This is a genomic window from Micromonospora cremea, assembly GCF_900143515.1.
Taxonomy (GTDB): domain Bacteria; phylum Actinomycetota; class Actinomycetes; order Mycobacteriales; family Micromonosporaceae; genus Micromonospora; species Micromonospora cremea.
The window spans coordinates 3565259-3591189 of record NZ_FSQT01000002.1 but is presented as its reverse complement, the minus strand read 5'-3'; the positions used below and the strand labels follow the sequence as shown (position 1 = coordinate 3591189).

The 25931-nt window shown below is 73.6% G+C and carries 24 protein-coding genes, 3 tRNA genes and 2 pseudogenes; 11 read left to right on the top strand and 18 right to left on the bottom strand.

From position 1 onward, the window contains the following. Window positions 1–25 precede the first annotated feature (25 nt). Both BUS84_RS30355 and BUS84_RS30350 read right to left on the bottom strand, forming a co-directional pair. Window positions 26–487, bottom strand: coding sequence for a GNAT family N-acetyltransferase (locus BUS84_RS30355; RefSeq protein ID WP_074317714.1), 462 nt, complete (start codon window positions 485–487; stop codon window positions 26–28). Window positions 488–516: 29 nt separating this feature from the next. After that, window positions 517–1449 (bottom strand): thiamine-phosphate kinase, encoded by a 933-nt coding sequence (locus tag BUS84_RS30350; protein ID WP_425293511.1) that lies wholly within the window; start codon window positions 1447–1449, stop codon window positions 517–519. Between the two features lie 153 nt (window positions 1450–1602). Between BUS84_RS30350 and BUS84_RS30345 the strand changes: the two genes are divergently transcribed. Continuing rightward, window positions 1603–1836 carry an Lrp/AsnC ligand binding domain-containing protein gene (locus tag BUS84_RS30345; RefSeq protein WP_013284547.1) on the top strand — a complete coding sequence of 78 codons (234 nt, stop codon included), beginning with the start codon at window positions 1603–1605 and terminating at the stop codon, window positions 1834–1836. Window positions 1837–1845: 9 nt separating this feature from the next. Then, window positions 1846–2520 (top strand): DUF3515 family protein, encoded by a 675-nt coding sequence (locus BUS84_RS30340; RefSeq protein ID WP_074319217.1) that lies wholly within the window; start codon window positions 1846–1848, stop codon window positions 2518–2520. A 46-nt stretch (window positions 2521–2566) separates the two neighbouring features. Here BUS84_RS30340 and BUS84_RS30335 read toward each other — a convergent pair whose 3' ends face one another. After that, window positions 2567–3667, bottom strand: coding sequence for a D-alanine--D-alanine ligase family protein (locus BUS84_RS30335; protein ID WP_074317710.1), 1101 nt, complete (start codon window positions 3665–3667; stop codon window positions 2567–2569). A 203-nt stretch (window positions 3668–3870) separates the two neighbouring features. Continuing rightward, window positions 3871–4089: a hypothetical protein gene (locus BUS84_RS30330; RefSeq protein ID WP_074317708.1), complete on the bottom strand. Its 219-nt coding sequence runs from the start codon at window positions 4087–4089 to the stop codon at window positions 3871–3873. Window positions 4090–4219: 130 nt separating this feature from the next. On the opposite strand from BUS84_RS30330, the pseudogene BUS84_RS40310 reads away from it, so the two are divergent. Continuing rightward, window positions 4220–4606 (top strand): annotated as a pseudogene (locus BUS84_RS40310) (DUF5753 domain-containing protein); the annotation flags it as partial. Window positions 4607–4632: 26 nt separating this feature from the next. Here BUS84_RS40310 and BUS84_RS36850 read toward each other — a convergent pair. After that, window positions 4633–5550: pseudogene (locus tag BUS84_RS36850) on the bottom strand (RNA-guided endonuclease InsQ/TnpB family protein); the annotation flags it as partial. Window positions 5551–5650: 100 nt separating this feature from the next. On the opposite strand from BUS84_RS36850, the gene BUS84_RS30305 reads away from it, so the two are divergent. Beyond that, window positions 5651–5848: a DUF397 domain-containing protein gene (locus BUS84_RS30305; RefSeq protein ID WP_074317704.1), complete on the top strand. Its 198-nt coding sequence runs from the start codon at window positions 5651–5653 to the stop codon at window positions 5846–5848. Between the two features lie 46 nt (window positions 5849–5894). Here BUS84_RS30305 and BUS84_RS30300 read toward each other — a convergent pair whose 3' ends face one another. From BUS84_RS30300 to BUS84_RS30280, 5 genes are all read right to left on the bottom strand, one after another. Next, window positions 5895–6944, bottom strand: coding sequence for an ROK family protein (locus BUS84_RS30300; protein ID WP_074317702.1), 1050 nt, complete (start codon window positions 6942–6944; stop codon window positions 5895–5897). Between the two features lie 137 nt (window positions 6945–7081). Further along, window positions 7082–7870, bottom strand: a complete 789-nt coding sequence (locus tag BUS84_RS30295) for a putative protein N(5)-glutamine methyltransferase (RefSeq protein WP_074317700.1) — start codon at window positions 7868–7870, stop codon at window positions 7082–7084. 146 nt (window positions 7871–8016) lie between these two features. Next, a complete protein-coding gene (locus BUS84_RS30290) occupies window positions 8017–9135 on the bottom strand; it encodes a cystathionine gamma-lyase (RefSeq protein WP_074317698.1) in 1119 nt (372 codons plus the stop codon). A 7-nt stretch (window positions 9136–9142) separates the two neighbouring features. After that, a complete protein-coding gene (locus BUS84_RS30285) occupies window positions 9143–10162 on the bottom strand; it encodes an NAD(P)H-dependent glycerol-3-phosphate dehydrogenase (RefSeq protein ID WP_074317696.1) in 1020 nt (339 codons plus the stop codon). Next, window positions 10159–10896, bottom strand: coding sequence for a lysophospholipid acyltransferase family protein (locus BUS84_RS30280; RefSeq protein ID WP_074317694.1), 738 nt, complete (start codon window positions 10894–10896; stop codon window positions 10159–10161). The genes BUS84_RS30285 and BUS84_RS30280 overlap by 4 nt, the downstream gene beginning before the upstream one ends. A gap of 127 nt (window positions 10897–11023) precedes the next feature. Between BUS84_RS30280 and cofC the strand changes: the two genes are divergently transcribed. The 5 genes from cofC to BUS84_RS30255 are packed head-to-tail and all read left to right on the top strand — an operon-like array spanning window position 11024 to window position 16712. Next, window positions 11024–11671 carry a 2-phospho-L-lactate guanylyltransferase gene (cofC, locus tag BUS84_RS30275; protein WP_074317692.1) on the top strand — a complete coding sequence of 216 codons (648 nt, stop codon included), beginning with the start codon at window positions 11024–11026 and terminating at the stop codon, window positions 11669–11671. 22 nt (window positions 11672–11693) lie between these two features. Beyond that, complete coding sequence (locus BUS84_RS30270) at window positions 11694–11891, top strand: cold-shock protein (RefSeq protein WP_007456426.1); 198 nt, start codon at window positions 11694–11696, stop codon at window positions 11889–11891. Window positions 11892–11945: 54 nt separating this feature from the next. Next, a complete protein-coding gene (locus tag BUS84_RS30265; RefSeq protein ID WP_074317690.1) occupies window positions 11946–14300 on the top strand; it encodes an RNA degradosome polyphosphate kinase in 2355 nt (784 codons plus the stop codon). Window positions 14301–14325: 25 nt separating this feature from the next. Then, on the top strand, window positions 14326–15846 hold the full coding sequence (locus BUS84_RS30260) for a CYTH and CHAD domain-containing protein (RefSeq protein WP_074317688.1): 1521 nt from the start codon (window positions 14326–14328) through the stop codon (window positions 15844–15846). Beyond that, entirely contained in the window at window positions 15834–16712 is an 879-nt protein-coding gene (locus tag BUS84_RS30255; RefSeq protein WP_074317686.1) for an NUDIX hydrolase, read from the top strand. Before BUS84_RS30260 ends, BUS84_RS30255 begins: the two co-directional genes overlap by 13 nt. Window positions 16713–16832: 120 nt before the next feature. Here the strand turns inward: BUS84_RS30255 and BUS84_RS30250 are convergent, their stop codons facing one another. From BUS84_RS30250 to leuC, 4 genes are all read right to left on the bottom strand, one after another. Continuing rightward, window positions 16833–19028: an endonuclease/exonuclease/phosphatase family protein gene (locus BUS84_RS30250; protein WP_074317685.1), complete on the bottom strand. Its 2196-nt coding sequence runs from the start codon at window positions 19026–19028 to the stop codon at window positions 16833–16835. A 140-nt stretch (window positions 19029–19168) separates the two neighbouring features. After that, the gene (locus tag BUS84_RS30245; protein ID WP_208869765.1) at window positions 19169–19858 is read right to left on the bottom strand and encodes an HU family DNA-binding protein; all 690 of its coding nucleotides are present in this window, start codon (window positions 19856–19858) and stop codon (window positions 19169–19171) included. 172 nt (window positions 19859–20030) lie between these two features. Beyond that, entirely contained in the window at window positions 20031–20618 is a 588-nt protein-coding gene (gene leuD, locus BUS84_RS30240) for a 3-isopropylmalate dehydratase small subunit (protein WP_074317682.1), read from the bottom strand. Between the two features lie 14 nt (window positions 20619–20632). Continuing rightward, window positions 20633–22078, bottom strand: a complete 1446-nt coding sequence (gene leuC / locus BUS84_RS30235) for a 3-isopropylmalate dehydratase large subunit (RefSeq protein WP_074317680.1) — start codon at window positions 22076–22078, stop codon at window positions 20633–20635. Between the two features lie 49 nt (window positions 22079–22127). Here leuC and BUS84_RS30230 point away from each other — a divergent pair, with 49 nt between their 5' ends. Then, window positions 22128–22814 (top strand): IclR family transcriptional regulator, encoded by a 687-nt coding sequence (locus BUS84_RS30230; protein ID WP_036374687.1) that lies wholly within the window; start codon window positions 22128–22130, stop codon window positions 22812–22814. 105 nt (window positions 22815–22919) lie between these two features. Here the strand turns inward: BUS84_RS30230 and BUS84_RS30225 are convergent. From BUS84_RS30225 to BUS84_RS30210, 4 genes are all read right to left on the bottom strand, one after another. Beyond that, window positions 22920–22992: transfer RNA gene (locus BUS84_RS30225), tRNA-Glu, on the bottom strand. Window positions 22993–23146: 154 nt separating this feature from the next. Next, window positions 23147–23219, bottom strand: a tRNA-Glu gene (locus BUS84_RS30220). 134 nt (window positions 23220–23353) lie between these two features. Next, window positions 23354–23425 (bottom strand) — tRNA-Gln (locus tag BUS84_RS30215). A 108-nt stretch (window positions 23426–23533) separates the two neighbouring features. Continuing rightward, window positions 23534–24337, bottom strand: a complete 804-nt coding sequence (locus BUS84_RS30210) for a fumarylacetoacetate hydrolase family protein (protein WP_074317678.1) — start codon at window positions 24335–24337, stop codon at window positions 23534–23536. A gap of 174 nt (window positions 24338–24511) precedes the next feature. On the opposite strand from BUS84_RS30210, the gene BUS84_RS30205 reads away from it, so the two are divergent. Next, on the top strand, window positions 24512–25930 hold the full coding sequence (locus BUS84_RS30205) for a hypothetical protein (RefSeq protein WP_074317676.1): 1419 nt from the start codon (window positions 24512–24514) through the stop codon (window positions 25928–25930). The last annotated feature ends 1 nt before the right edge of the window (window position 25931 follow it).

Genomic DNA, 25931 nt, shown 5'->3' with positions numbered 1-25931 from the left:
CCCGGGCACTGGGCGACGCCGGGGGTCAGAGGGTGCGGCCGAAGGAGACGCAGCCCTCCTCGTCCTTGTAGAAGCCGAAGTTCGGGATCTGCTCGTAGCCGGCGGAGGTGTACATGGCGATCGCCTCGGGCTGCCTGTCCCCGCACTCCAGGACCATCCGCTTGCGGCCCTGCTCGCGGGCCGAGCGCTCGACGGCCGCCAGCACCGTCCGGGCCACGCCGCGCCCACGGGCCGCCGGGGCGGTGTACATCCGCTTCAACTCCGCGGTGTCCGCGCCGTGGCTGCGCCAACCGCCACAGCCGACCGGCTCGCCGGCCAGGTAGGCGACGAGGAACGCGCCGTCCGGCGGCTCGAACTCGGCCGCGTCCACCGGGGTGTCGTCGCCGGTGCCGCCGTAGCGGGCGCCGAGGTCGGCCAGCGCGTCGCGGATCAACTGCTGCGCCACCGGCGCGTCGAACCGCGACACCCGGATCTCGATCTCACTCACGGCATCCAGGGTACGGCCGGCGCGCGGCCTCACCGGAAGTGGTCCCAGCCCCGCGGCCCCTCGTAGGGCGCGCCGTCGACGGTGACCCCGGCACCGGCCGTGACCAGGCCGACCGGCCGCCAGTCCGCCGGCAACGCCACCGCCGGGGGAAAGGTCGCGGCCAGCGCGTGGTCCTCGCCACCGGCCAGGAGCCAGGTGTACGGGTCGACGCCGAGCGCCTGTGCGGCGTCGGCCATCTGCCGGGGCACCTCGAACGCGTCCCGCCGCACGTCGATCGCCACCCCGCTGGCCGCCGCCACGTGTCCGAGGTCGGCGAGCAGCCCGTCCGACACGTCGATCATCGAGGTGGCGCCGAGCCGGGCGGCCTGCGGTCCGGCCGGGTACGGCACCTGGGGCCGCCGGTACGCCTCGACCAGCAGCCGGGGGGTGCGGAAGCCACGGGTGAGCACGGTCAGGCCGGCCGCCGCGTACCCGGTGCGGCCGGCAAGGGCCAGCACGTCACCGGGGCGGGCGCCGGAGCGCACCACGGGCGGGCGGCCGCCGAGGTCGCCCAGCGCGGTGACCGCGATCGTCAGTGTGGGGCTGGACGACATGTCCCCGCCGACCACGCTCGCGCCGACCGTGGCCGCCTCCGCGGCCAGCCCGTCGGCCAACTCCTCGGCCCAGCTGGTCTCCAGGTCCGCCGGCATGCAGAGGGCGACCAGCAGGGCGGTCGGGGTGGCGCCCATCGCCGCGATGTCGGCCAGGTTGGCCGCCGCGGCCCGATGCCCGACATCCCGGGCCGAGCACCAGTCCCGCCGGAAGTGCCGCCCGTCGACCAGCACGTCGGTGGAGGCGGCGACCCGGCCGTCCGGGGCGGCCACCACCGCCGCGTCGTCCCCTGGACCGAGCAGGGTCGTCGGTCCGACCGGCAGGCGGGCGGTGATCCGCCCGATCAACCCGAACTCGCCGATCCCGCCCACGCTGGCGACACCGCCGGCGTTCCGTCCGTTCTGCCCGGCACCGCCGCGCTCGCTCACTGCTGCTCCTTGACCACCGATAGGGATCAGACCTGGTCCGTAAGGTAGTTTCACCCTTCGGGCCGCCCCTGGGCGGCGACGGACGGAGGTCGAGTCGTGGTACAGGCGTACATCCTCATCCAGACCGAGGTCGGCCGCGCACGTGACGTGGCCGGTCTCATCGCGGACCTTGCCGGCGTGGTACGGGTCGACGCCGTCACCGGGCCGTACGACGTGGTCGTCCTCACCGAGGCGAACACCGTCGACGAGCTCGGCAAACTCATCGTCAGCAAGGTGCAGATGGTGCCTGGCATCACTCGCACCCTCACGTGTTCGGTGGTGCGGCTGTAAGTGGACGAGATGGCTACCTCCTCCGCTCAGAACGACGACCGGCTCGCCGGGGCGCGCGATGGTGCGCCCGAGCCGGCTGACGGTACCCGCGAGCCGGCCGACCCGGCCGCCGACGCGCCGGCTGGCCGGGACCGGACCCTTCGCGGCGCGGCCCTGCTGGCCACGTTGATCGCGTTGCCGGTCACGCTGCTGGTGGCCGTGCTGGCCTTCACCAAGCTCTCCCCGGCCGAGCCGGCCGCCACGCCGCGCCCCACGACCGCCCGGGTGCAGTCCACCGCCCCGGTCGAGATGGCCGCCCCGGCGCTGGCCGCCCGCCCGGCCACGGTCTGCCGCGCCCTGCTCTCCCAACTGCCGCCGACCATCCGCGACCTGGCCCAGCGCCCGGTCACCGCCGGCCCGGAGCAGAACGCCGCGTACGGCGACCCCGCCCTCACCGTGGCCTGCGGCGGCACCGAGCCGACCATCCCGGCCACCGACGAGGTCTGGACGGTCAACCGGGTCTGCTGGCACTCGGTCGAGCAGGGCGACACGACCGTGCTCACCGCGATCGACCGGGAGACGCCGGTGACGGTGCGCATCCCACGCTCCTACGAACAGCCGTTGCAGTGGGTTGCACCGGTCTCCAGCGCGATCGTCGCCTCGGTGCCCTCCGGCGGCGCCATTCCGGCCGGCTGCCGGGCCTGACCCGCGTTCCGCCTGAGTGTGGTGCCGCGGGCCGGCGCCGGGTGGCTCAGTGCAGGCCGACGCCGCGCCGCTGGGCGGTGCGGATCAGGCGGTTGACCAGCTTCGGGTACTCCAGGCCGGAGGCCGCCCACATGCGCGGGAACATCGACGTCGGCGTGAACCCGGGCATGGTGTTGATCTCGTTGAGGTAGACGTCCAGCTCGGGTGTGACGAAGAAGTCGGCCCGGGCCAGACCGGCGCAGTCCAGCGCGGTGAACGCGCGGACGGCGTACTCCTGCACTTGGCGGGTCACCTTCTCCGGCAGCCCGGCCGGAATGTCGTACTCGCAGGAGTCGTCGAGGTACTTCGCCTCGAAGTCGTAGAAGTCGTGGTCGGCGACGACGCGCACCTCGGCCAGCACGGACGCCTCGGGCGCCCCACCGGCCTCCCCCTCCAGCACACCGCACTCGATCTCGCGGCCGACGACCGCGGCCTCGATGATGACCTTCGGGTCGTACTGCCGGGCGGTGGCGACCGCCGCGTCCAGCTGCGCCCAGTCGGTGACCCGGGTGATGCCGAACGACGAGCCTGCCCGGGACGGCTTGACGAAAACCGGCAGGCCGAGCCGCTCCTTGTCCTGCTCGCTGAGCGTCATCCCGTTGCGCAGCACCGCGTACGCGCCGACCGGGATGCCCTCGACCGCGCAGAGCTTCTTGGTGAACTCCTTGTCCATGGCGGCGGCGGAGGCGAACACGTTCGCCCCGACGTAGGGGATGCCGGCCATCTCCAGCATTCCCTGGATGGTGCCGTCCTCGCCGTACGTGCCGTGCAGCACCGGGAAGACCACGTCCACGTCGGCCAGCGCGCGGGGGCCCTCAGTCGGGTCGAGCACCATCAGCCCGTTGCCGGTCGGGTCGGCGCGCAGCACGATGTCCGCGCCGGACTCGGCGGTGATCTCCGGCAGCTGGCGGGCGTTGATCGCGAGCTGCGCGGGGTCACCGCTGGTCAGCACCCACTGGCCGGCCCGGGTGATGCCCACCGGCACCACCTCGTACTCGTCGGGGTCGAGCGCGCCGAACACGCTGCCGGCGCTGACGCAGGAGATGCCGTGCTCCGGGCTGCGGCCGCCGAAGACGATCGCCACGCGGGTCTTGCCTGGGCTGGTCACTCCGGTCACCTCTTCGTACGCGACTGCGGCTGGTCGTGCTCGCCGGTGGCGCTCACCCGGTTGACCTTACTGTGCGTGGCGGTAGAGCGAGGCGATACCCGGTGAGCCACAGCACGACACGGCAATCGGTCAACAGAGGATATACGGTGCGTGACGGGATGTCGGTGCCGGCGATCCGCGCGGGACCGGCCGGTGTGGGAGCGTCAGTCCCGGGCGTGCCGGCGGCCGACCGCGATCACCTTCACCCGCTGCCGGCCGGCGCGCACCACGCCCAGCGCCATGAACGCCCCGGCGATCCGGTCGGCGGCCTCCCGACTGCTGGCGCCGACCACCCGCCGGCGCCGCTCGGGGGCCGTCCGCTCGTTGCGCTCGATGCCCTCGACGGGACGCACGTCGGTGAGCACCACCAGGAAGCGGGTCATCGTCGGCCGTCCGGGTGTACGGCGGGGGGCTCCGGACCGGTGCGCACGTCGTCTCCTTCCGGCGGGCCGGGATGGCGGCGGCACACGACGATCGAGCACGGGGGAGAAACCCGATCGCCGCGCGCCCCACCGGGTCAAGGTCCGGCTCGACCGGCAACAGCGGCTCACCGGCGACGCCCCGCCCATCCTCGACGCGATCATCGACGAGGGCGCGCTGCTACGCCCGGTCGGCGACCGGGCGGTGATGGATGGGCAGCTGCGCCACCTGGTCAAGATGGCCGAGCTGCCGAACATCACCGTCCAGGTGATCCCGCTGTCCGCCGGCTACCACCGGGGCACCCGCGGCTCGCTGCACATCCTGGAGTTCGCCGACCCGGAGGACCCGATCATCGCCTCCGTGGAGACCGTCGCCGGCCAGATGATCCTCGGCCGTGCCGGCGAAACGCGTGCCTGCACCATGATCATGGGGCACCTGCGGAGCGTGGCGCTCAGCCCGGCGGACATCCGCGACCAGCTCCTGACACTTTCCTTGACGTCCCGGTCGTGGTCGGCCCCACAAGCGGGGCAGGTCCACGACCGCACGCGGAGCGGCATGGTCGGGTTTATTCGCCTGCACGTCGAGCACGTCTTGCTCGACGGGAACCACCGATCAACGGCGACCGCAGCGCGTCCGTACCACTGGGCTTTGTACTCCAACATGCCCCGCAACTCCGACCAGGCCGCGTCGGAAATGGCGCGGGCAAGATTGTGGTTGCGGAGCATGTTCCGCACGCTGAGGTCTTCGATCACGACCGTTTGGTTCTCGCGGACGAGTCGAGTGGTCAGCTTGTGCAGGTGATCCCGGCGCCGGTCGGCGATCCGGGCATGAATCCGGGCGACCTTCACCCGGGCCTTGCCCCGGTTGGCAGAGACCTTGTCTTTGCGGGCCAGTTTCCGCTGCGATTTGGCCAGTTTTCTCCGGTCGGCGCGTTCGTGGCGCGGGTTAGTGATCTTCTCGCCGGTGGACAGTGCGACCACACCGTCGGGCAGCGGCCGGGACCACACGATCGCCAGCGGCGCGTTCATTTTCGCCAGGGTGAGCTGTCCGCCGCGCCACCGAAACGCCGACCGGGTGTACTCGGCGCTGGCCCTCGACTTGCGCTTGGACTTGAACCGCGGGTACCGGGACCGCTTGTCCCAGAACGCCGCGAACGCGACTTGCAGGTGTCGCAGCGCCTGCTGGAGCGGCACCGAGCTGACCTCGTTGAGGAACGCCAGCTCATCCGTGCACTTCCACTCAGTCAACGCCGTCGACGTTTCCACGTAGGTCATCGACCGGCGTTCGGTGGTGTAGGTGCGGGTCCGTGCGTCGAGCGCCCGGTTGTAGACCAGGCGAACGCATCCGAAGGTTCGGTTGAGCTGATCGGCCTGCTCAGGGGTCGGGTAGAAGCGGTACTTGAAACGCCCGCTTCGCGACCCCACCCATGTCTCATGTTCTACCAGTCTGCTGTGTAAGCCGAATATTGAGGGAGCCGCGTTTCCTCCCCGGGCTGAACCCCGGGGTCTCCACGCCGCAACTCGGATGACACCGACGATCACAGCGGCGCTGACCGCGGCCGCGTGGCGCAAGAGCAGCCGCAGCGGCGAGGGCGCCTGCGTGGAGGCGGCCGCGATCCCGCGGCTGGTGGCCGTCCGCGACTCCAAGGACCCGGCCGGCCCGGCCCTGCTGTTCCCGCCGGCCGCCTGGGCCGCCTTCGCCCAGGCCCCGCCGCGTCGCTGACCGGACGAAGGCGGGCCGGCGCGGGCTCAGGCTCGCGTTCAGCGGCTCAGGCGACCAGCGGGCTGGGCTCCGGTACGGCGCGCAGCGCCTCCAGCGCGGCGATCGCCACCCCGCGGGCACCGGCCATGTCGCGCTCCGGCACGAGGGCGAAGGTGGCCACCGCCGCCTGCTCCTTCCGGAGCACGGTGTGCTCGCGGACGGTCGCCAGGAACCAGTCGCGGAACTCCGGCGCCGCCTCCACCACCCCGCCGCCGACGAAGTACGCGTGCGGGTCGGTGAAGTTGGCCGCCACGGTGAACAGCCGGCCCAGCGCCATCGCCTGCTGGGTGAAGAGGTCCCGGGCCAGCGCGTCCCCCCGCTCGCCGTAGCCGCGGACCAGCTTCGCCGCGCGGGCGACCGGCTCGGCGGCGAGCGGGTGGTCGGGGTACCGGGTCAACCAGTACGGCAGCAGGTTGCGCTCGATGCCGGTCAGCGAGGCGACGCTCTCGACGTCCCCGGTGAAGCCGCAGGCGCAGGTGGGCTCCGGCTGCTCCGGGCCGAGCAGCCCGGTCAGCGGGATGTGCACGTGACCCAGCTCCCCGGCCATTCCGGCCGCGCCGGCGATCACGCGGCCGCCCTCGACCACGCCGCCGCCGAGGCCGGTGCCGACGATCGCGGAGACCGACGACCGGTTCATCGCCTCGGCGCCGAAGTACACGTGGTGTGCGTAGAGCGCGGCCGCGTTGCCGTCGTTGTGGTAGATCACCGGCAGGCCGAGCCGCCGCTCCAGCGCGCCCCGCACGTCGAAGCCACGCCAGGCCGGCTGGGAGAAGTTGGTCGAGCCGCGCGACGAGATGACGCCGGTGGCGCTGGCCGGGCCCGGAGTATCCAGCCCGACCGCCCGAACCAGCTCGCGGGGCACGCCGGTCTGCGCCAGGGCGCCGTCCAGCGCCCGGGCTAGCGCCTCGATGGCGGCGTCCGGCCCGGCCCGCACCTCGCTGGGGATCTCCAGCAGACCGTCCACCAGGAACCGGCCGTCCACCGTCAACACGGTGGCGTTGTTGCTGGTCCCGCCGTTGTCCAGCCCGACGACCACCGGCACCCCTGCGCTGCCCACCGAAACCGCCTCCCGCCGTCGTGAGTGTGAGCCGAGGCTAGTGCCAACACCTCTCCCCCGCCACGCCCGGCTCCGCTGCCAGGTTGCCTTGATGCCTGGGTTGCTGTCCCGGTGCCCCGACTTGCTGTCGCGCCGGTTCAGGTGGGGCGGCGAGCGGTCACCGCGGTGGCGTCCAGGTCCTCGTCGTGCCGCACGCTCGGCACCAGCCCGGCGGCACTGAACGCGTCGCAGAGCGCGTCCACCTGCGTGACGCCGGCCTCGACCACGAGGTGTCCACCGGGGGCGAGCCAGATGGCCGCGTCGACACCCACCCGGCGCAGCACCGAGAGTCCGTCCGGTCCGCCGTCGAGGGCCACCGGCGCCTCGTGCAGCCGTGCCTCGGCGGGCATCAGCGCCACCGCGGCGGTCGGCACGTACGGGGCGTTGGCGACGACCAAATCCAGCCGGCCCCGCCAGTGCGGGGGCAGCGGCGCGAACAGGTCGCCCTCGAACACCTCGGCGGCCATCCCGGCGAGGTTGCGGCGGGCGCACGCCACGGCCGCCGGGTCGATGTCGGCGGCGGCCAGCCAGCGCGGAGCGAGCCGGTGCGCCAACGCGACGGTGGTGGCCCCGGACCCGCAGCACAGGTCGACCACGGCTGGCGCCGGGCCGGTCACCGCGGCCGCCGCCTCGACCAGCAGGGCGGTCCGGCCCCGAGGCACGAAGACGCCCGCGTCGACGGCGATCCGCAGGCCGCAGAACTCCGCCCAGCCGAGCAGGTACTCCAGCGGTTCGCCGGCCACCCGGCGCTCGGTCAGGTCGGCCAGCGTCGCCGGGGTGTCGGCGGCGGCCAGCAGCAGGTCGGCTTCGTCCTCGGCGTAGACGCAGCCGGCGGTCCGCAGCCGGTGCACGAGCGCCGGCCGATCGGTGGGGAACGGGATTGCCATGGGATACCTCCGGGAAACGCTCACCGGCGCTCCCGCGGCCGCTATCGCGGCGGAAAAACGGGAGAAAGCGCCGGTCCTGTCGGCTGACGGATCGGACTCACCTCCTCCGGTCGCGGCCCGCCGGTGCGGGCCGCCGACACGATAGCTCAGGCCGGCCCGGCGGTGTCCAGCGCGGCGGCGATGTCGGCCACCAGGTCGACCGTGTCCTCCACCCCGCAGGAGAGCCGAACGAAGCCGGGGGCGGTGTCGTCGCCCCACTGCGCCCGCCGGTCCGCGGTGGTGTGCAGGCCACCGAAGGAGGTGGCCGCCACCACCAGCCGGGCGGCGTCGACGAAGCGGCTCACCCGGTCGGCGTCGCCCAGGTCGAACGAGAGCACCCCGGGCATCCGGCGCATCTGGGCCGAGGCCACCGGGTACGCGGGGTCGTCGGTGCGCCCCGGCCACCGCAGGCTGGTCACGTCCGGCCGGCCGGCGAGCAGATCGGCGACCGCGGCGGCGTTCGCGCTGTGCCGGGCCAGCCGCAGGTCGAGCGTGCCCAGCGAGCGGTGGGCCAACCAGGCATCGAACGCGCCCGGCACCGAGCCGGTGGTGGTACGCCAGCGCGTCACCGCCTCGATCAGCTCGGCGGACCGGCTGGCCAGGTAGCCGAGCAGCAGGTCGGAGTGGCCGGTGAGCGCCTTCGTGCCGGAGGCGACCACCAGGTCGGCGCCGAGGTCCAGCGGACGCTGGCCGAGCGGGGTCGCCGTGGTGTTGTCCACCGCGAGCAGCGCGCCGGCGGCGTGCGCCCGTTCCGCCAGGGCGACCACGTCGACCACGTCCAGGCCCGGGTTGGCCGGGGTCTCCACCAGCACCAGCCGGACGCCCTCCAGCGACGGGTACGGACCGACGGTCGGGACGAAGAGCACGCGGACGCCGATCGCCTCCAGCACATCGGTGGCGAACGCCCGGACCGGGAAGTATCCGTCGGTGGGCAGCACCACGGTGTCCCCCGGGCGCAGCAGGGTGAGCAGCATCCCGGTGATAGCCGCCTGACCGGTGGCGAAGACGCGGCAGTCGCCGCCCTCCAGTTCACCCACGGCCGCCTCCAGCAGCCGCCGGGTGGGGTTGTCGGGGCGGCCGTAGCCGTTCGGCGAGCCGGCCGGGCCCTGCCACGGGTCGAGGTGGTACGGCGCGGCGAAGACCGGCCCGGGCAGGAAGGGATCACCTGGCGCCGGCTCGGGCAGCCCGGCATGCACACAGCGGGTGCCGTCTCCCAGATCGCTCATCGGGTCCTCACTCGTACGACTCGGGTTTGGCTGTCCGGCTCATCAGGGTGTCCACGGCGAGGCGGGGATCCATCCCCTCGTGGCAGATCCGCTCGACCTGCTCGGTGATCGGCATCTCGACACCGTGCGCCCGCGCCAGGTCACGGATCGCCAGGCAGCTCTTCACGCCCTCGGCGGTCTGCCGGGTGGCGGCCTGCGCCTGCTCCAGCGTCTCGCCCCGGCCCAGGTGCTCCCCAAAGGTGCGGTTCCGGGCCAGCGGGGACGAGCAGGAGGCGACCAGGTCGCCCATGCCCGCCAGGCCGGCGAAGGTGATCGGATCCGCGCCGAGCGCCACACCCAGGCGGGCCGTCTCGGCCAGCCCGCGGGTCATCAACATGGCCCGGGTGTTGTCGCCGAAGCCCATCGCGGTGGCGATGCCGTACGACAGGGCGATCACGTTCTTGACCGCCCCGCCCAGCTCGCAGCCGATCACGTCGTCGTTGGTGTACGGGCGCAGGTAGGGCGTCCGGATCGACGCCTGCACGAGCGCGGTGCGGTGGCTGTTCGTTCCGGCGACCACGGTGGCGGCCGGCTGCTCGGCGGCGATCTCCGGGGCCAGGTTCGGGCCGGAGACCACGACCACGCGGTCCGCGGCCACACCGGTGGTCTCCACGATGACCTCGCTCATCCGCCTGGTGGTGCCGAGCTCGATGCCCTTCATCAGCGACACCAGGGTGGCGTCCGGGTGCAGGTGCCCGGCCCACTCGGCGAGGTTGCCGCGCAGGGTCTGCGACGGTACGGCCAGCACCACCAGCTCGGCGCCGGTGATCGCCTCGACCGCGTCGTGGGTGGCGGTGACCCGGGCCGGCAGCAGCAGGTCCGGCAGGTACTCCGGGTTGCGGCGCTCGGTGCGGATGCTCTCCGCCACCGGCGCGCGACGGGCCCACACCGTCACGTCCCGCCCCGCGTCGGCGAGGATCTTGGCGAACGCGGTGCCCCAGGAGCCGGCGCCGAGCACCGCCACGTGGTCGCTGGTCTGCTCGCTCACGCGACACCACCCTGCTGCTGGCGCTCGGCGGACGGCCGGGCCGGTCGTTCCCACAGCGGCGGCGGCGTGCCGCCACGGATCTCGGCGAGCATGTCCCGCAGCCGCAGCATGATGGCGTCCGTCATCTCTTCCAGGGTGGCTCGGGTCGGCGGGGCGTCCGCCCACCGGCTCAGGTCGACCGGTTCGCCGGCGACCACGGTCACCGGGATCCGCGGACGCAGGTTGATCCGGGTGGTCCGCGGGTCGAAGATCCGCTCCGGCCCCCACATCACCAGCGGCACCACGGGCGCACCGGTGGCCAGCGCCAGCCGGGCGGCGCCGGTCTTGGCCTTCATCGGCCACAGCTCCGGCTGCCGGGTGGTGGTGCCCTCCGGGTAGATCACCACCGCGCCACCCTCGTCGAGCGCGGCGACCAGCGCGTCCAGCGAGCGGACCGCCTCCACGGTGCCCCGCTCGACCGGAATCTGCCGGCAGCGGTGCAGGATCCAGCCGATCACCGGCACCCGGAACACGCTGGCCTTGCCCAGGTACTGCGGCCACCGCCCGGAGTCGAAGATGAAGTGCGCGGAGACCAGTGGGTCGGCGTGCGAGATGTGGTTCGCGACGATGATCACGCCACCGTCCCGGCCGAGGTGCTCCATGCCGCGCCAGGTGCGCCGGGTCCAGACGGTCATCACCGGCTTCACCAGCGACACAGCGAACCGTTGCCAGAACCCCAGCCTCCGCCGTGCCACCGTGCCTCCTCGTCGCGCCCCGACCCCGCCGCGAACCCCGTCCGCGACACCCGCAGCGGAAATCATGCCTGCTCGCCCCCGGTACGGCCAGCGAGGGTCCCGCCGTCCGGCTGGCAGGATTGCCGACGTGAGTCAGTCGGGGTGGGCCGTGGTGGTGCCGGTGAAGCGTCTGACCGCAGCCAAGAGCCGGCTGCGGGGCGCGCTGACCGGCGTACCGCACGAGGAGCTGGCACTGGCACTGGCGGCCGACACGCTCCGCGCGGTGCTGGCCTGCCCGGCGGTCGCCGAGGTTCTGGTGGTGACCGACGACGCCCGGGTCGCGGCGGCGAGCCGGGCCGCCGGCGCGCGGGTCGTGCCCGACGAGCCGGACGCCGGTCTGAACGCCGCGTTCCGGCACGGCGCGGCGGGCGTGCCCGCCGGGTGGGTGGCAGGGCTCACCGCCGACCTGCCGGCGCTGCGCCCGACCGAGCTGGCCGGCGCGCTGCTCGCGGCGCAGACCGGCCGAGCGGGGGTACGCCGGTTCGTGCCGGACGCGCCGGGCGGCGGCACGGTGCTGCTCGCCGCGCCACCGGGCGTACCCCTGGACCCGCGATTCGGGGTGGGCTCGGCGGCGGCGCACGCCGCCAGCGGGGCGCTGCCGCTCACCGGGGACTGGCCCAGCCTGCGCCGGGACGTGGACACCGCCGCGGACCTCACCGCGGCCGCCCGGCTCGGGCTGGGGCCAAGCACCGCCGCGCTGCTCGCCGCCGGCCGCCCGGTCCGCTCCGCGGGCTGACCCGCCGGTGTACGGTGCCAGCATGCAAGGCACGGTGGCCAGCTACGACGCGGCGACGCGCAGCGGCGTTCTGCTGCTCGACGACGGCACCGAGCTGCGGTTTCCCGCCCGGGCCTTCGACGCCTCCGGTCTGCGGCTGCTCCGGCTCGGCCAGCGGGTCCGCATCGACACCGATCCCGACGGCGAGGTCGTCCGGGTGACATTACCGACGATGAACTGACCCGGCGGCGCCAAGTTCATTTTGCGTTAACCGGAATCGGGTGATTATGAGCGGGTGAGCACCCCTCGCGAGCACCCGGCCAGCCCGCCCGCCACCGACCCCGGCACCCCCCGCAACGGCGCCCCCACCCGTGGCGCCGACGGCCGCTTCCGCCCGTCCCGGGCCGAACGCGCCGGCGCCGCCCACGCCGACACGCTCGCCGACGACCCGGCCGCGGCCTCCTCCGGGCTGGACGAGGTCATCGACCCCGTCGTCCCGTCCGCCCCGGCCGAGGACCGGGCCGGTGGAACCGGGCCGATCCCGCCGGCGGACACCGCGCCCGGCGGTGAGCCTCCGACTCCGACGCCGCTGCCGGAGGACCGGTTCCTCAACCGGGAACTGTCCTGGCTCGACTTCAACGCCCGGGTGCTCACGCTCGCCGAGGACCAGCGCACCCCACTGCTGGAACGGGCCAAGTTCCTCGCCATCTTCGCCAGCAACCTCGACGAGTTCTACATGGTGCGGATCGCGGGGCTGAAGCGACGGCTCTCCGCCGGCCTTCCGGTACGCGGCGGCGACCGGCTGCCCCTGCGTACCCAGCTGGAGCTGATCGCCGAGCGGACCGCCGAGCTGGTCGCCCGGCACGCCGCCAGCTTCGTCGACGACGTGCTGCCCAAGCTCGCCGACGAGGGCATCCGCATACTGCGCTGGGGCGACCTGGGCGACGCCGAACGGGAGCGGCTGCGCACCTACTTCCGGGAGCACATCTTCCCGGTGCTGACCCCACTCGCCGTGGACCCGGCGCACCCGTTCCCGTACATCTCCGGGCGATCGCTGAACCTGGCGGTGGCGGTCCGCGACCCCGACGGCGGTTCCGAGCTGTTCGCCCGGGTCAAGGTGCCCAACAACGTTCCCCGCTTCGTGCGGGTGGACCGGGACCAGCCGGGCGTCCGGATGGTGCCGGTGGAGGACCTGATCTCGGTGCACCTGGGGCAGCTGTTCAGCGGCATGCAGGTGGTCGAGTGCCATCTCTTCCGGGTCACCCGTAACGCCGAGGTGGAGGTCGACGAGGACCGCGACGAGGACCTGCTCCAGGCCCTGGAACGCGAGCTGGCGCGGCGCCGGTTCGGCCCACCGGTCCGGCTGGAGGTGGCCGCGTCGATCTCCGATCACATGCTGGACCTGCTCATCCGGGAACTCGACATGGACGACCAGGACGTGCTGCGGGTGCCCGGGCTGCTGGACCTCTCCGCGCTCTGGCAGGTCTACGGCGAGGCGGACCGGCCGGACCTCAAGGACCCACCGTTCGTGCCGGCCACCCACCCCCGGCTCGCCGAGGGTGAGGTGCCGCGCAGCGTCTTCGCCACCCTGCGCGACGGGGACATCCTGGTGCACCATCCGTACCACTCGTTCGCCACCAGCGTGCAGCGCTTCATCGAGCAGGCCGCCGCCGACCCGCACGTGCTGGCCATCAAGCAGACCCTCTACCGCACCAGCGGCGACTCGCCGATCGTCGACGCGCTGGTCGACGCGGCCGCCGCCGGCAAGCAGGTGGTGGTGCTGGTGGAGGTGAAGGCCCGCTTCGACGAGGTGGCCAACATCGGCTGGGCCCGCACCCTGGAACGCGCCGGGTGCCACGTCGTGTACGGCCTGGTCGGCCTGAAGACGCACTGCAAGACCGCGCTGGTGGTCCGGCAGGAGGGCAACCAGATCCGCCGCTACTGCCACATCGGCACCGGCAACTACCACCCGAAGACCGCGCGGCTGTACGAGGACTTCGGCATGCTCACCGCAGACCCGGAGGTCGGCGCCGATCTCACCGACCTGTTCAACGTGCTCACCGGCTACAGCCGGCAAACCGCGTACCGGCGGCTGCTGGTCGCCCCGCAGGGCATCCGCAGCGGCCTGATCGAGCGGATCGAGCGGGAGATCTCGCACGTGCGACTGGGCATGCCCGGCCTCGTCCAGTTCAAGGTCAACTCGCTGGTCGACGAGGGGGTGACCGACGCGCTGTACCGGGCGTCCCAGGCCGGCGTACACGTCGACCTGCTCATCCGGGGCATGTGCACGCTGCGCCCCGGGGTGCCGGGGCTGTCGGAGAACATCCGCGTCCGCTCGATCCTCGGCCGGTTCCTGGAGCATTCCCGCATCTTCCGGTTCGGCAACAACGGCAACGCCGAATTCTGGATGGGCTCGGCGGACCTGATGCACCGCAACCTGGACCGGCGGGTGGAGGCGCTGGTGCAGGTGAGCGACCCGGTGGCCCGAGCCGAGCTGGACCAGGTGCTGAACCTGGCGATGAGCCCCGACGTGGACGCGTTCGAGCTGGCCGGGGACGGCTGTTGGAGCCGGCGTTCCGGCGGCGACGACGCGGCCCGGGAGCATCTCCAGGAACTGCTGCTGCGCCGCGTCGGTGGCACCGCCGGCTGACCGGGTCCCGGCATAGGCTGACCTGATGGTGGAGGAGGAGCAGAAGCACGAGGTGGACGACGCCTACGTGCTGCCGGACCTGTCCACCACCTCCCCGGCCGGTGGGCGGGTCCGCGCGCTGCCGCCGGTGACGTTGGTCGCCCGCTACCTCGACACCGTCGACCTGCGGCTTGCCCGGGCCGGTGCCTCGCTGCGCCACCGCCGCGGCGACGATCTGCCCTGGACGGTGAAGCTGCCCACGTCGACGCCCGGCGTCCGGCACGAGATCTCCCGCCCGGGGCCGGTCCGGCAGCCGCCGCCGGAGCTGGTGGAGCTGGTCACCACCCTGCACCGGGGCGCGCCGTTGGCGCCGGTGACGGTGGTGCGGACCGTCCGGCACGCCCACGAGGTGTGCGACAGCGCCGGCACGGTGCTCGCCGAGGTGGTGGACGACCGGGTGACCGTGCTCGACGACGCCGGCGCCACCACCGACACCTTCCGCGAGCTGGAGGTGGAGCTCAAGGCCGGCGACCGCAAGCTGCTGAATCGAATTGGCGCGGTGCTGCGAAAGGCCGGCGCTCGGGGCGGAGCGTTCGTTCCGAAGCACGTGCGGGCGCTGGGAGCGGCGGCGCGGGCCGAGCCGGACCTGGTCGCGCCGGCCGGGCTGCCGGCCGACCCGACCGCCGGAGACGTGGTGACCGAGGCGATCCGCAAGGAGGTACGCCGCCTGCTGGCGCACGACCCGCTGGTGCGGCTGCGTGCCCCGAGCGGCGGCGGCAAGAGCGCCGTCCACCAGATGCGGGTCGCCTGCCGGCGGCTCCGCACCGACCTGCGCACCTTCGCGCCGCTGGTCCGCCGGAGCTGGTCCCGCCCACTGCGGGCCGAGCTGCGCTGGCTGGCCGCGGTGCTCGGCGTGGCCCGCGACGCCGAGGTGCTGCGCGACCGGCTGCGGCGCACCGCGGCCGCCGATCCGCTCAGCCCGCTCGACCTGGGCGCGGTGGATCGGCTGGACGAGGCGCTGGCCGAACGGCAACGGCAGGCGCTCGCCGCGGTCCACGAGGCGCTGCGCTCCGCGCGCTATCTGGCGCTGGTGGACGCCCTGGTGCTGGCCGCCCGCGCCCCCCGGCTCACCCGCCGGGCGGCCGTCCCGGCGCAACGGGTGCTGCCCGGGCTGGTGGCGCGCCCCTGGCGACAACTCACCGGGCCGGACGGCGTCGACGCCCTCGACCCGCTGGCGCCGGACGACCGCTGGCACGCCGTACGCAAGGAGGGCAAGCAGGCCCGCTACGCGGTCAACGCGGTGGCCCCGGCCCTCGGCAAGGGTGCGCGCCGGCTGTCCCGCGCGCTGGCCGGCGTACAGGACGTGCTGGGCGAGCACCAGGACGCCGCCGTCGCCGCGGACACCTGGCTGGCCCTCGCCGCCGGCCGGCCGGACGACCACGAGCTGGCCGTCACCGCCGGTCGGCTGGCCGAACGGGAACGCGACACGGTACGCCGCATGCGTGCCCGCTTCCCGGCCGCCTGGCACCGGGCAAGCCGGCGACGGCGGACCCGATGGCTGCCGTGACCGGCATCCGGGCGGCCGGCGGGGTGGCGTGGCGACCGTCCGCCGACGGGGCGCAGGTCTGCGTCGTGCATCGTCCACGCTACGGGGACTGGACGCTGCCGAAGGGGAAGCTGGAACCGGGCGAGCACCCGCTGGTCGCGGCGGTACGCGAGGTGGCCGAGGAGTCCGACGTGCAGGGCGTGCCGCAGGTGCGGCTGCCATCGGTCCGCTACCGCAGCGAGGGCCAGCCGAAGCTGGTCGACTACTGGTCGATGCTCGCGGTGGGCACCGGCGGCTTCCAGCCGGGCACCGAGGTGGACGACGTGCGCTGGCTCGCCGTGGACGACGCGATCCGGCTGGTCAGCTACCCGCACGACGCCGAGGTGCTGGGCGCGTTCGCCGCGCTGCCACCGGTGACCGGGACGGTCGCGCTGCTGCGGCACGGGCACGCCGGCAAACGGGCCACCTGGACCGGCCCCGACACCGGCCGGCCGCTGGACGCCGAGGGATGGGCCCAGGCGTACGCGCTGGCCGGGCTGGTCGCCCTAGTCCGGCCGGGCCGTCTGGTGTCGGCTTCGCCGCGCCGCTGCGTGCAGACCCTGGACCCGGCTGCCGCGCTGCTCGACCTGCCCATCGAGATCTGCGGCGACCTGAACGAGCCGCAGCCGGGCCAGCAGCTCGACGAGCAGGTCCTGGCCACCGCCGCCCGGCTGCTGGAGCTGGCCGGCGCCGGCGGGCAGGTGGCGGTGTGCAGCCAGGGCAAGGTGCTGCCGGGCGCGTTGGCGCAGCTGACCGGCCGCGCCGACGAGGACTTCATCACGCCGAAGGGCGGCGGATGGCTGCTCGCCTTCACCGCCGACCGGCTGCTCGCCGCCGACCGCCTGTAGCCGCCGCCCGCCTGCGGTCTCCTGGGTGCGGCCGTCGCCCTCTTGATCCACACGGTATCGGGGTGTCCCGCTGGCCTGGACACCCCCACATCGCTGATCCGGAGTGGATCAGGCGCGGGGTCAACGGCGCGGAAGGGTGAGGGTGACCGCCACGGGCAGGTGATCGCTGGCCGTGCCGCGCGGCGCGACCGGACCGGTGGGGCTCAGGCCGGGTGAGACGAAGACGTGGTCGATCTGCTGGCGCGGGTCGTCAGCGGGGCTGGTCGCCAGCGGTCGGGCGCCCGCCAACGCGTCGACCAGACCGGCAGCGGTGAACTGCCCGAACGCCTCGTCACCCGGCTCGGTGTTCAGGTCGCCGGCCACCACCAGCGGCCGGCCAGCCGCGTACCCGGTAGCGAAGTCGGCGACCGCGCGGGCCTGGACCACCGGGCCCCGACCGGGCGGCGGTTGCAGGTGGGTGCTGACCACTGCGGCGCGGACACCGTCGCCGAGGTCCAGGGTGACGGCGAGAGCCTGCGCGCCGGTGGGCGCCCCGACGGTGGGCAGCGGCAGGGTCCGCGGATCGGTCACCGGCCAACGGCTGAGCACCGCGTCGCCCCAGACAGGGTCGGCGGCCGGCCCGAAGACGTACGGCATGCCGAGCCGGTCGGACAGCAGGTCCAGGGTGTCGTGGCCGCCGTTCAGCAGCCAGCCCCGGTCCACCTCGCTGAGCAGCACCACGTCCGGCCGCTGCCGGTCGACGACGTCGGCCAGCGCCCCCAGGTCGAACCGGCCGTCCAGCCCGAAGCCCATCCGGATGTTGTACGCAACCACGGTCAGTCGGTCCGGAGGGCCGTTGCGGTTGCTGGCGACCGGCACGTCGTCGGCCAGCAGCGGCGCCAGCAGGGCCAGCGTGGTGACCGCGGCCGTGGTCCGCAGCGGCGGCAACGGCGCCGGAACCGGGCGGCCGGCGGGACGGGCGACGAGAGCCACGACGGCGACCAGCGCGGCGACCACCACCGGCACCGCGCCGTTGGGGTAGCCCAGGTCGTAGGCGGAGTAGTAGCCGACCGCGCCCAGCGCGAAGACCAGCATGCCGGCGGCGGCCGCGTACCCCCGGCGGCCCGCCGAACGCGCGCTGTCCGGGATGCCGCCGACGCCTTCGAGACGGCCAGCGCCGTCGCCGGTGCCGAATCGGCCGCCGGCGTCGGCGCCGGTGTCGGGTCGGCCGCCGGCGTCGGCGCCGGTGTCGGGTCGGCCGCCGGCGTCAGCGCTCCCGGCGCCGTGGACGGTGTCGGGGCGGCCGGCACCATCGGCGGCAGCGTCAACGGTACGGCCGGCGGCGCCGGAGCGGCCTGCGACGGCGGCGACAACGGGGCTCTCGGCGGCGCCGGGGCGGCCGGCGGCGTCGGGGCGGTCGGCGGCGTCGGGACGGCCGGCGGCGTCGGGACGGCCGGCGGCGTCGGGACGGCCGGCGGTGTCGGCGAGGGCGAGGCAGGCGCCGAGACCGACGGCGGTGAGCAGAACGGCCGCGACGAGCAGGTCGCCCCGGTCCAGCGCGAAGAGCAGCGCACCGGCCAGCAATGCCGCCGGCCCGAGCACCCGGCCCCACCGCCGGGGCGGACCGACCAGTGCGGCCAGCAGGAATCCGGCGACCGCCACCGGCACCGGGGCCAGCCCGAACAGCGGCGAGCGGGCCACGCCGTCCCCGGCGACCAGGTACGAGGTTCCGGTCCGGGCCAGGGCCGGTGCGAGCGCCACCATCCCGGCCAGCAGCAGTACCGGCCCCGCCAGCAGCCAGGCCCGGGCGCCACCGGGGCCGGCAGGCAGGGTCGGCAACGCCGTGCCGAGCAGGAACAGCGTCACCGCGACGGCGCTAAGCAGCCAGGCCACCCAGTCGCCCCGCCAGACCAGGTCGTACGTGTCCAGCACCGCGTGTACGGCCGCGTTGGCCGCCAACCCCAGCGCCAGCCCGGGAACCGGCCGGTCGGTGGCGGCGGCGACGCCGACCAGCCAGACCAGCCCGGCCAACAGCCCGGCGGTGGCCAGCCAGAGCTGCGTACGCCCGCCCGGAGCGGCGGTGAGCGTGAGCCGGGCGGCGGACAGCACAACGGCAGCGGCGACGGTGACCGGGCGGGCGCCCACCCGGCGGACCAGCGCCGGTGCGGCCAGCGCGAGCACGAACCAGCCGAGGGCGAACGCGCCCATCAGCTCGGCCGGGGTGGACGCGGCCTGGCCGAAGATGGTGATGATGCCGGGCAACCAGACCCGCAGCACGTCGATGAGCAGGATGACACCCAGCGCGAGCCATCCGGTGGTGAGCTGGCGGTAGCGCACCGGCGCCCTCTTCCCGTCGGCGGGCCGGCAAAGGGGGGCCGGCACGGCGATTCTGCGTGTGCCGGCCCGCCCGGTCAACGGTCCGGCTACGCCGAAAAGGGCGCCCACCCTACGGGTGGACGCCCTTTCGTGCGGGTCGGTCAGCGCTTGCTGGCCGCCTTCTTGGCCGGGGCCTTCTTGGCCGGGGCCTTCTTCGCCGCCGTGCTCTTGCTCGCCGCCGTGGTGGTCTTCTTCGCCGCGGTGGCCCTGGTCGCCGCGGCGCTCTTCTTCGCCGGAGCGGTCTTCTTGCTGGCGGCCGCCTTGGTGGCCGCGGCGGTCTTCGTCGCCTTGGCCGGAGCGGTCTTCTTGGTGGCCGCCTTGGTGGCCGCGGCGGTCTTCGTCGCCTTGGCCGGGGCGGTCTTCTTGGTGGCCGCCTTGGCCGCGGTGGCCTTGGTGCCCGCCGCCTTGGCGCCCGCCGCCTTGGCGCCCGCCGCCTTGGCGCCCGCCGCCTTGGCGCCCGCCGCCTTGGCGGTGGCGGCGGCGGTCTTCTTCGCCGCCGCCGTGGCCTTCGGCACCTTGCCGCTGGCCACCATCTCCTTGAACCCGGCGCCGGCGCGGAAGGTGGGGACAGATGTCTTCTTGACCTTCACCGCCTCGCCGGTACGCGGATTGCGCGCTGTTCGGGCGCCACGCACACGCTTTTCGAAGGCTCCGAATCCGGTGATCGCCACCTTCTCGCCCTTGGTAACCGCCGCCTGGACCTCAGTGAGGACCGCGTCGAGCGCGGCCATCGCCGTTTTCCGGTCCCCCAGGCGAACGGCGAGCGCCTCGATGAGCTCGGCCTTGTTCACGACTTCCTCCCGATTGTGCAACTGACTCGACGCGAGCCATTCTGCGCGCACGGTATGCCCTGTGCTGCCGGGACACAAACATTCGGTAGAAAAAAGCCCTTGTGTCGTAACGGATTCACCCCCACCGGTTGGACCGATGGGGGTGCAATCCGGTGTGCGGTCGGGCGTACGGCTATGCCACCAAGGGCAGGAACGGCAGTCGCCCCGCCTCGTAGGCGTCGATGTCGTCGGCGTGCCGGAGGGTGAGTCCAATGTCGTCCAGGCCCTCCAGCAACCGCCACCGGCTGAAGTCATCCAGCGGGAAAGACCAGCTGGCGTCCCCGGCCCGGATCTGGCGGGCGGTCAGGTCGACGGTCACCGGAGTGCTCGGATCCGCCTCGACCAGGCCCCACAGCTCTTCGACGGCTTTCAATTCCAACTCGACCGGCAGCAGACCTTCCTTGAGTGCGTTGCCGCGGAAGATGTCGCCGAAGCGCGGGGCCACGACAGCGCGAAAGCCCCAGTCCCGCAGCGCCCAGACGGCGTGCTCGCGGGAGGATCCGGTACCGAACTCCGGACCGGCGATGAGGATCGACGCCCCGGAATACGATTGATCGTTGAGCACGAATGCCGGATCTTCCCGCCACGCACTGAACAGGCCGTCGGCGAAGCCGGTCCGAGTCACCCGCTTGAGGTACACGGCCGGGATGATCTGATCGGTGTCCACGTTGGAGCGCCGCAGCGGCACGGCGGTGCCGGTGTGGGTGGTGAACTTGTCCATCTCCTCAATCCCTTCTACAGGTCGGCGGGGGCGGCCAGCCGACCGACCACGGCGGTGGCGGCGGCGACCGGCGGGGAGACCAGGTGGGTACGACCGCCCCGGCCCTGACGGCCCTCGAAGTTGCGGTTGGAGGTGGAGGCGGAGCGCTCGCCCGGCTTCAGCGTGTCGGGGTTCATCCCCAGGCACATCGAGCAGCCGGCGAACCGCCACTCGGCGCCGGCGTCGACGAAGACCTTGTCCAGCCCCTCGGCCTCGGCGGCCTCCCGCACTGCGGCGGAGCCGGGCACCACGAGCATCCGGACCCCGTCGGCGACCGTGTGGCCGCGCAGCACGTCCGCGGCGGCCCGCAGGTCCTCCAGCCGGCCGTTGGTGCAGGAACCCACGAAGACCACGTCGATGGGCAGCTCACGCAGCGGCGTGCCGGCACGCAGGTCCATGTACTCCAGCGCACGGCGGGCCGCGGCACGCTCGGAGTCGGTGGCGAACTCCTGCGGGTCCGGCACCGGCGCGCTCAGTGGCGCGCCCTGCCCGGGGTTGGTGCCCCAGGTGACGAACGGGGTGATCCGGCTGGCGTCCAGGGTCACCTCGGCGTCGAAGCGCGCGCCCTCGTCGGTGGGCAGCGTCCGCCACCACTTGACCGCCGCGTCCCAGTCCGCGCCCTGCGGCGCGTTCGGCCGACCCTTCAGGTACGCGAAGGTGGTCTCGTCCGGCGCGATCATGCCTGCCTTGGCGCCCCACTCGATGGACATGTTGGCGATGGTCATCCGACCCTCCATGGAGAGGGCGCGGATGGCCTCGCCGCGGTACTCGACGATGTGCCCGCGACCGCCGCCGGTGCCGACCTGGGCGATCAGCGCGAGCACCAGGTCCTTGGCGGTGACCCCGGAGGCGAGCTGGCCGGTGACGTTCACGGCCATGGTCTTCGGCCGGCTCTGCGGCAGCGTCTGGGTGGCCAGCACGTGCTCCACCTCGCTGGTGCCGATGCCGAAGGCGAGCGCTCCGAACGCGCCGTGGGTAGCGGTGTGTGAGTCGCCGCAGACGATGGTCATGCCCGGCTGGGTGAGGCCGAGCTGCGGACCGATCACGTGCACGATGCCCTGGTTGTCGTCGCCGAGCGGGTGCAGCCGCACGCCGAACTCGGCGCAGTTGCGGCGCAGCGTCTCGATCTGCGTCCGCGACGTGGGGTCCGCGATGGTGAGCAAATCACCACGGCGGGACCGGAACGCCGGATCGGCGTACCCGGTCGGGGTGTTGTGGTCCTCGGTCGCGAGCGTCAGGTCGGTACGGCGCACCCGGCGCCCGGCGAGCCGCAGCCCGTCGAACGCCTGCGGGCTGGTCACCTCGTGCAGCAGGTGCAGGTCGATGAAGAGCAGGTCCGGCTCACCAGCGGCGGACCGTACGACGTGCGCGTCCCAGACCTTCTCGGCCAGGGTCCTCGGCTCAGGAGTGACTCCCACCATCTGGACATCCTAAATTCTGGGAGGTAAGTTTCGGCTTGTGGGACACAGTATGAGCGGTGTCGGCGTTCTCGACAAGGCGGTGGTCATCCTGGCCGCCTGTGTCGACGGCGCCAGCCTGGCCGAACTCGTTGAGCGCACGAAGCTGCCCCGGGCCACCGCGCACCGGCTGGCGCAGGCCCTGGAGATTCACCGGATGCTGGTCCGGGACACCCAGGGCCGTTGGCGCCCCGGCCCGCGGTTGGGCGAGCTGGCCAACGCCGCGCCGGACGTCCTGCTGACCGCCGCCGAGCCGCTGCTGGCCGCACTGCGCGACGCCACCGGCGAGAGCGCACAGCTCTACCTGCGCCGCGCCGACGAGCGGATCTGCGTGGCGGCGGCGGAGCGTGCCAGCGGCCTGCGGGACACCGTTCCGGTCGGGTCGGTGCTGCCGATGACCGCCGGGTCCGCAGCCCAGATCCTGCTCGCCTGGGAGCCGCCGGAGGCGGTGATGCCGCTGCTGCCGCGCAGCAAGTTCACCGGCCGCACCCTGGCCGAGGTACGGCGCCGTGGCTGGGCGCAGAGCGTCGCCGAGCGGGAGGCCGGTGTGGCGAGCGTCTCCGCCCCGATCCGGGACCGCACCGGCCGGGTGATCGCCGCCGTCAGCATCTCCGGCCCGATCGAGCGCCTCGGCCGCCGCCCCGGCGAACGCCACGCCATGGCGGTGGTCAGAGCAGGCCAACGCCTCTCCGGTCTCTGACCGCCCCACGGCCCGCCTGCGGTGATCAAGGGGCATGCGGGGTCACCAGAGCCAGGGGTGGATACGGGAAAGGCCCGTCTCGCTTTGCGAGACGGGCCTTGGTTGTAGCCCCGACCGGATTCGAACCGGCGCTACCGCCTTGAGAGGGCGGCGTCCTGGGCCACTAGACGACGGGGCCAGAACTTTCCTGCTTCACCGCCCTGGCGAGCGGTGCGGCTGTAGTCTAGCGGCACCGTACGCGGAGGGGCAGCACGGGGTGCGGGCCCGGCGGGGTGCACGAGGCGGACACGAAACAGCCCGCCTCACCAGGTGAGACGGGCTGTGCGCTGATGTAGCCCCGACCGGATTCGAACCGGCGCTACCGCCTTGAGAGGGCGGCGTCCTGGGCCACTAGACGACGGGGCCAGAACCACTTCTGCTCCTCCACCCTCGCGGACGGAGGAGCTGCACTCTACCAGAGACCACCCTCCGCCCCCGCAGGGGCGGAGTCGAACTCCGTCAGAATCCAGCGTCCGGGATTCTCACGAATCCCAGCTGCGCTGGGGTACCAGGACTCGAACCTAGACTAACTGAACCAGAATCAGTCGGGCTGCCAATTACCCCATACCCCATTGGCCCCTTGCGGCGCCGGGAGTGAACATTACCCTCCCGGTGCCGACAGGCCAAATCCGATCCCCCCGAACCGCTCGTGAGCTGCGGAAACAGGGGCATCGGACGGATCAGGCGACCGGGACCACCGGGTTGGTGAGCTCGCCGATCCCCTCGATCCGCACGGTGACCGTATCCCCCTCGACGAGCGGGCTAACCCCGGCCGGCGTGCCGGTGAGCACCACGTCGCCGGGCAGCAGCGTCATCACGTGCGAGATGTACGACACCAGGCCGGGCACATCGAAGACCATGTCCTTCGTCCGGCCGAGCTGGCGTACCTCCATCTCCTCCGGGTTGCGGCCCACCTCACACCGGATCTCCAGATCGGAGACGTCCAGCCCGGTGGTGATCCACGGACCGATCGGGCAGAACGAGTCGAAGCCCTTCGCCCGGGTCCACTGCCCGTCCGAGCGCTGGAGATCACGGGCGGTGACGTCGTTGGCACAGGTGTAGCCGAAGATGGCGCGTTCGGCGGCGGCCCGGTCGGCGCGGCGCGCGCCCGGCGCTCCGATCACCACCGCGAGCTCCGCCTCGTGCTCCACCTGCTTGGAGAAGATCGGCAGCCGGATCGCGTCCCGGGGACCGATCACCGAGGTGGACGGCTTGAGGAAGAGCAACGGCTCCTTGGGCACCTCGGTGCCGTGCTCGGCGGCGTGGTCGGCGTAGTTGCGACCCACGCAGACCACCTTGCTGGGCAGGATCGGCGAGAGCAGCCGGACGTCGGAGAGGGCCCAGCGGGCCCCACTGAAGGAGAGCTTGCCGAACGGGTGGCCTTCGATCTCGGCGATGGTCAGGCTCTGCGGCCCGGCCTCCGGCTCACCCTCGACGACCCCGAATGACATTCCCTTGGCATGAGCGAAACGAGCGATACGCACCCGGCCAATCTATCCCCGCCGAGGGGTTTACCGGCCAGGACCGGCTGCCGGGTGTGCTCAAGCCGTCAGAGCGGGGCACTTTACCCGAGGCGACGACGGCCCGGGCCGGCTTCCCGACTTCGTACCCGCACGGAGGCGGCCCGCCCCTAGCGTCGGCTCCGGAGGTTCGTTCGTATGCCTGCATCGACACGACACCACAGAGCCCTCGCAGTGCTCGTGCACTGCCTCGGCATCCTCGCCGCCGTGCCGGCCCTGCCGGCGGCGGCCCCGGAGGCGGCGGCCACGCCACGACCACCGGCCGTCACGCCACAACCAACGGCGGCCACGCCACGACCGGCGGCGGCCGTGCCGCCACCGGTCGCCGGCACGCCGCCGCCGGTGGTGGTGGCCGCACGGGCGCCCGCCGCGGCGAGCCCGGAGCCCACCCCACCGTCGGCGCCGCCAGCGGTGGCGCCACCCTCGCGGACACCGGCGAAGGCGATCCCGCCACCGGTCACGGTGGCCGTCGCGCCGGAGAGCAGCCCCGCGCCCCGATACCGGATCCACGTCCGCAACGTGGGCAACTCGCCGGTCGACACCACGGTGCGCCAGGAGCTGCCACCCGGCGCCTCGGCCACCTCGATCAGCTTCGGCGGCCGGGCCACCCGCGCCGGCGGGTCCGCCGCCGAGGTGACCTGGCGGTTGAGGCTGCCCGCGCACAGCACCACCACGCTGGGCACCGCGCTCACAGCGACCGCACCGGGCCAATCGTTGACCGCGCCCGCCTGCGCGTTCACCAGCGACGGCAGCCGACCGTACGACTGCGCCACAGCCACCTGGCAGGCGGCGGCGACACCCGCGGCCCAGGTCACCGAGGCGCCGCCCTGGCGGCGGATCCCGGTCCTGCTGGCCGGGCTGGCCGTCCTGCTGCTGCTCTGCGCCGGTGCGTTCTGGGTGTGGCGTCGCCAACGCGGGCGTCGGGTGACGGCCGCCGCCCTGGCCACGGGCGGACGCGGGACGGTCTATCCGCGCCCGCCCGCCCCGAGTCCGACGACGCGTCGGCGTACCCCGCCGGTCTGGTTGCTGGTCAGCGCGGCGGTGGTCCTGCTGGCCGGCGTGCTCGGCGCTGCCGGCTGGACGGCTACCCGTCGGGTCGCGTCGATCGACACCCAGAAGCAGCCGACCAGCGGCGCGTGGATGGGCACCGCGGTTGCCGGCCCGGTCGGCGTGCCGCTGCGCGAGTCGGCGTTCGAGTTCACCGTGTACCGGGTGTCCTGCGGTGCGGCCGGCGCCGCCGGGCCGGCCGACGGCGGCGGTACGGCCGCCGGCCGGCGCTGCCAGGCCACCGTCGGTGTGCGCAACGTCACCGGCGATCAGCAGCCCTGGCACGGTCAGCTGCAACGGGCCTACCTGCCCGGCGGGCGCTGGGTGAGCACCGACGAGCCGGCCACCCGGGCGGCCAACCTGGGTCGGGACGTCTTCGCCGATCCCGTGGCCGCGGGCAGCCGGGTGGTGCTCCCGCTGGTCTTCACCGTCGACGGGCGGGACCCACCGCGGCAGCTGGAGCTGCGCAGCGGGGTGTTCTCCGCCGGGGTGCGGGTCGACATGCCCTGAC

What these genes read in the sequence shown, in the direction of transcription:
- BUS84_RS30340 (WP_074319217.1), top strand. Translation starts at nt 1,846, where the DNA reads ATGGCTACCTCCTCCGCTCAGAACGACGACCGGCTCGCCGGGGCGCGC.
- BUS84_RS30330 (WP_074317708.1), bottom strand. Translation starts at nt 4,089, where the DNA reads ATGACCCGCTTCCTGGTGGTGCTCACCGACGTGCGTCCCGTCGAGGGC.
- BUS84_RS30305 (WP_074317704.1), top strand. Translation starts at nt 5,651, where the DNA reads ATGACACCGACGATCACAGCGGCGCTGACCGCGGCCGCGTGGCGCAAG.
- BUS84_RS30295 (WP_074317700.1), bottom strand. Translation starts at nt 7,870, where the DNA reads ATGGCAATCCCGTTCCCCACCGATCGGCCGGCGCTCGTGCACCGGCTG.
- BUS84_RS30290 (WP_074317698.1), bottom strand. Translation starts at nt 9,135, where the DNA reads ATGAGCGATCTGGGAGACGGCACCCGCTGTGTGCATGCCGGGCTGCCC.
- BUS84_RS30270 (WP_007456426.1), top strand. Translation starts at nt 11,694, where the DNA reads ATGCAAGGCACGGTGGCCAGCTACGACGCGGCGACGCGCAGCGGCGTT.
- BUS84_RS30260 (WP_074317688.1), top strand. Translation starts at nt 14,326, where the DNA reads ATGGTGGAGGAGGAGCAGAAGCACGAGGTGGACGACGCCTACGTGCTG.
- BUS84_RS30255 (WP_074317686.1), top strand. Translation starts at nt 15,834, where the DNA reads ATGGCTGCCGTGACCGGCATCCGGGCGGCCGGCGGGGTGGCGTGGCGA.
- leuD (WP_074317682.1), bottom strand. Translation starts at nt 20,618, where the DNA reads ATGGACAAGTTCACCACCCACACCGGCACCGCCGTGCCGCTGCGGCGC.
- leuC (WP_074317680.1), bottom strand. Translation starts at nt 22,078, where the DNA reads ATGGTGGGAGTCACTCCTGAGCCGAGGACCCTGGCCGAGAAGGTCTGG.
- BUS84_RS30230 (WP_036374687.1), top strand. Translation starts at nt 22,128, where the DNA reads ATGAGCGGTGTCGGCGTTCTCGACAAGGCGGTGGTCATCCTGGCCGCC.
- BUS84_RS30205 (WP_074317676.1), top strand. Translation starts at nt 24,512, where the DNA reads ATGCCTGCATCGACACGACACCACAGAGCCCTCGCAGTGCTCGTGCAC.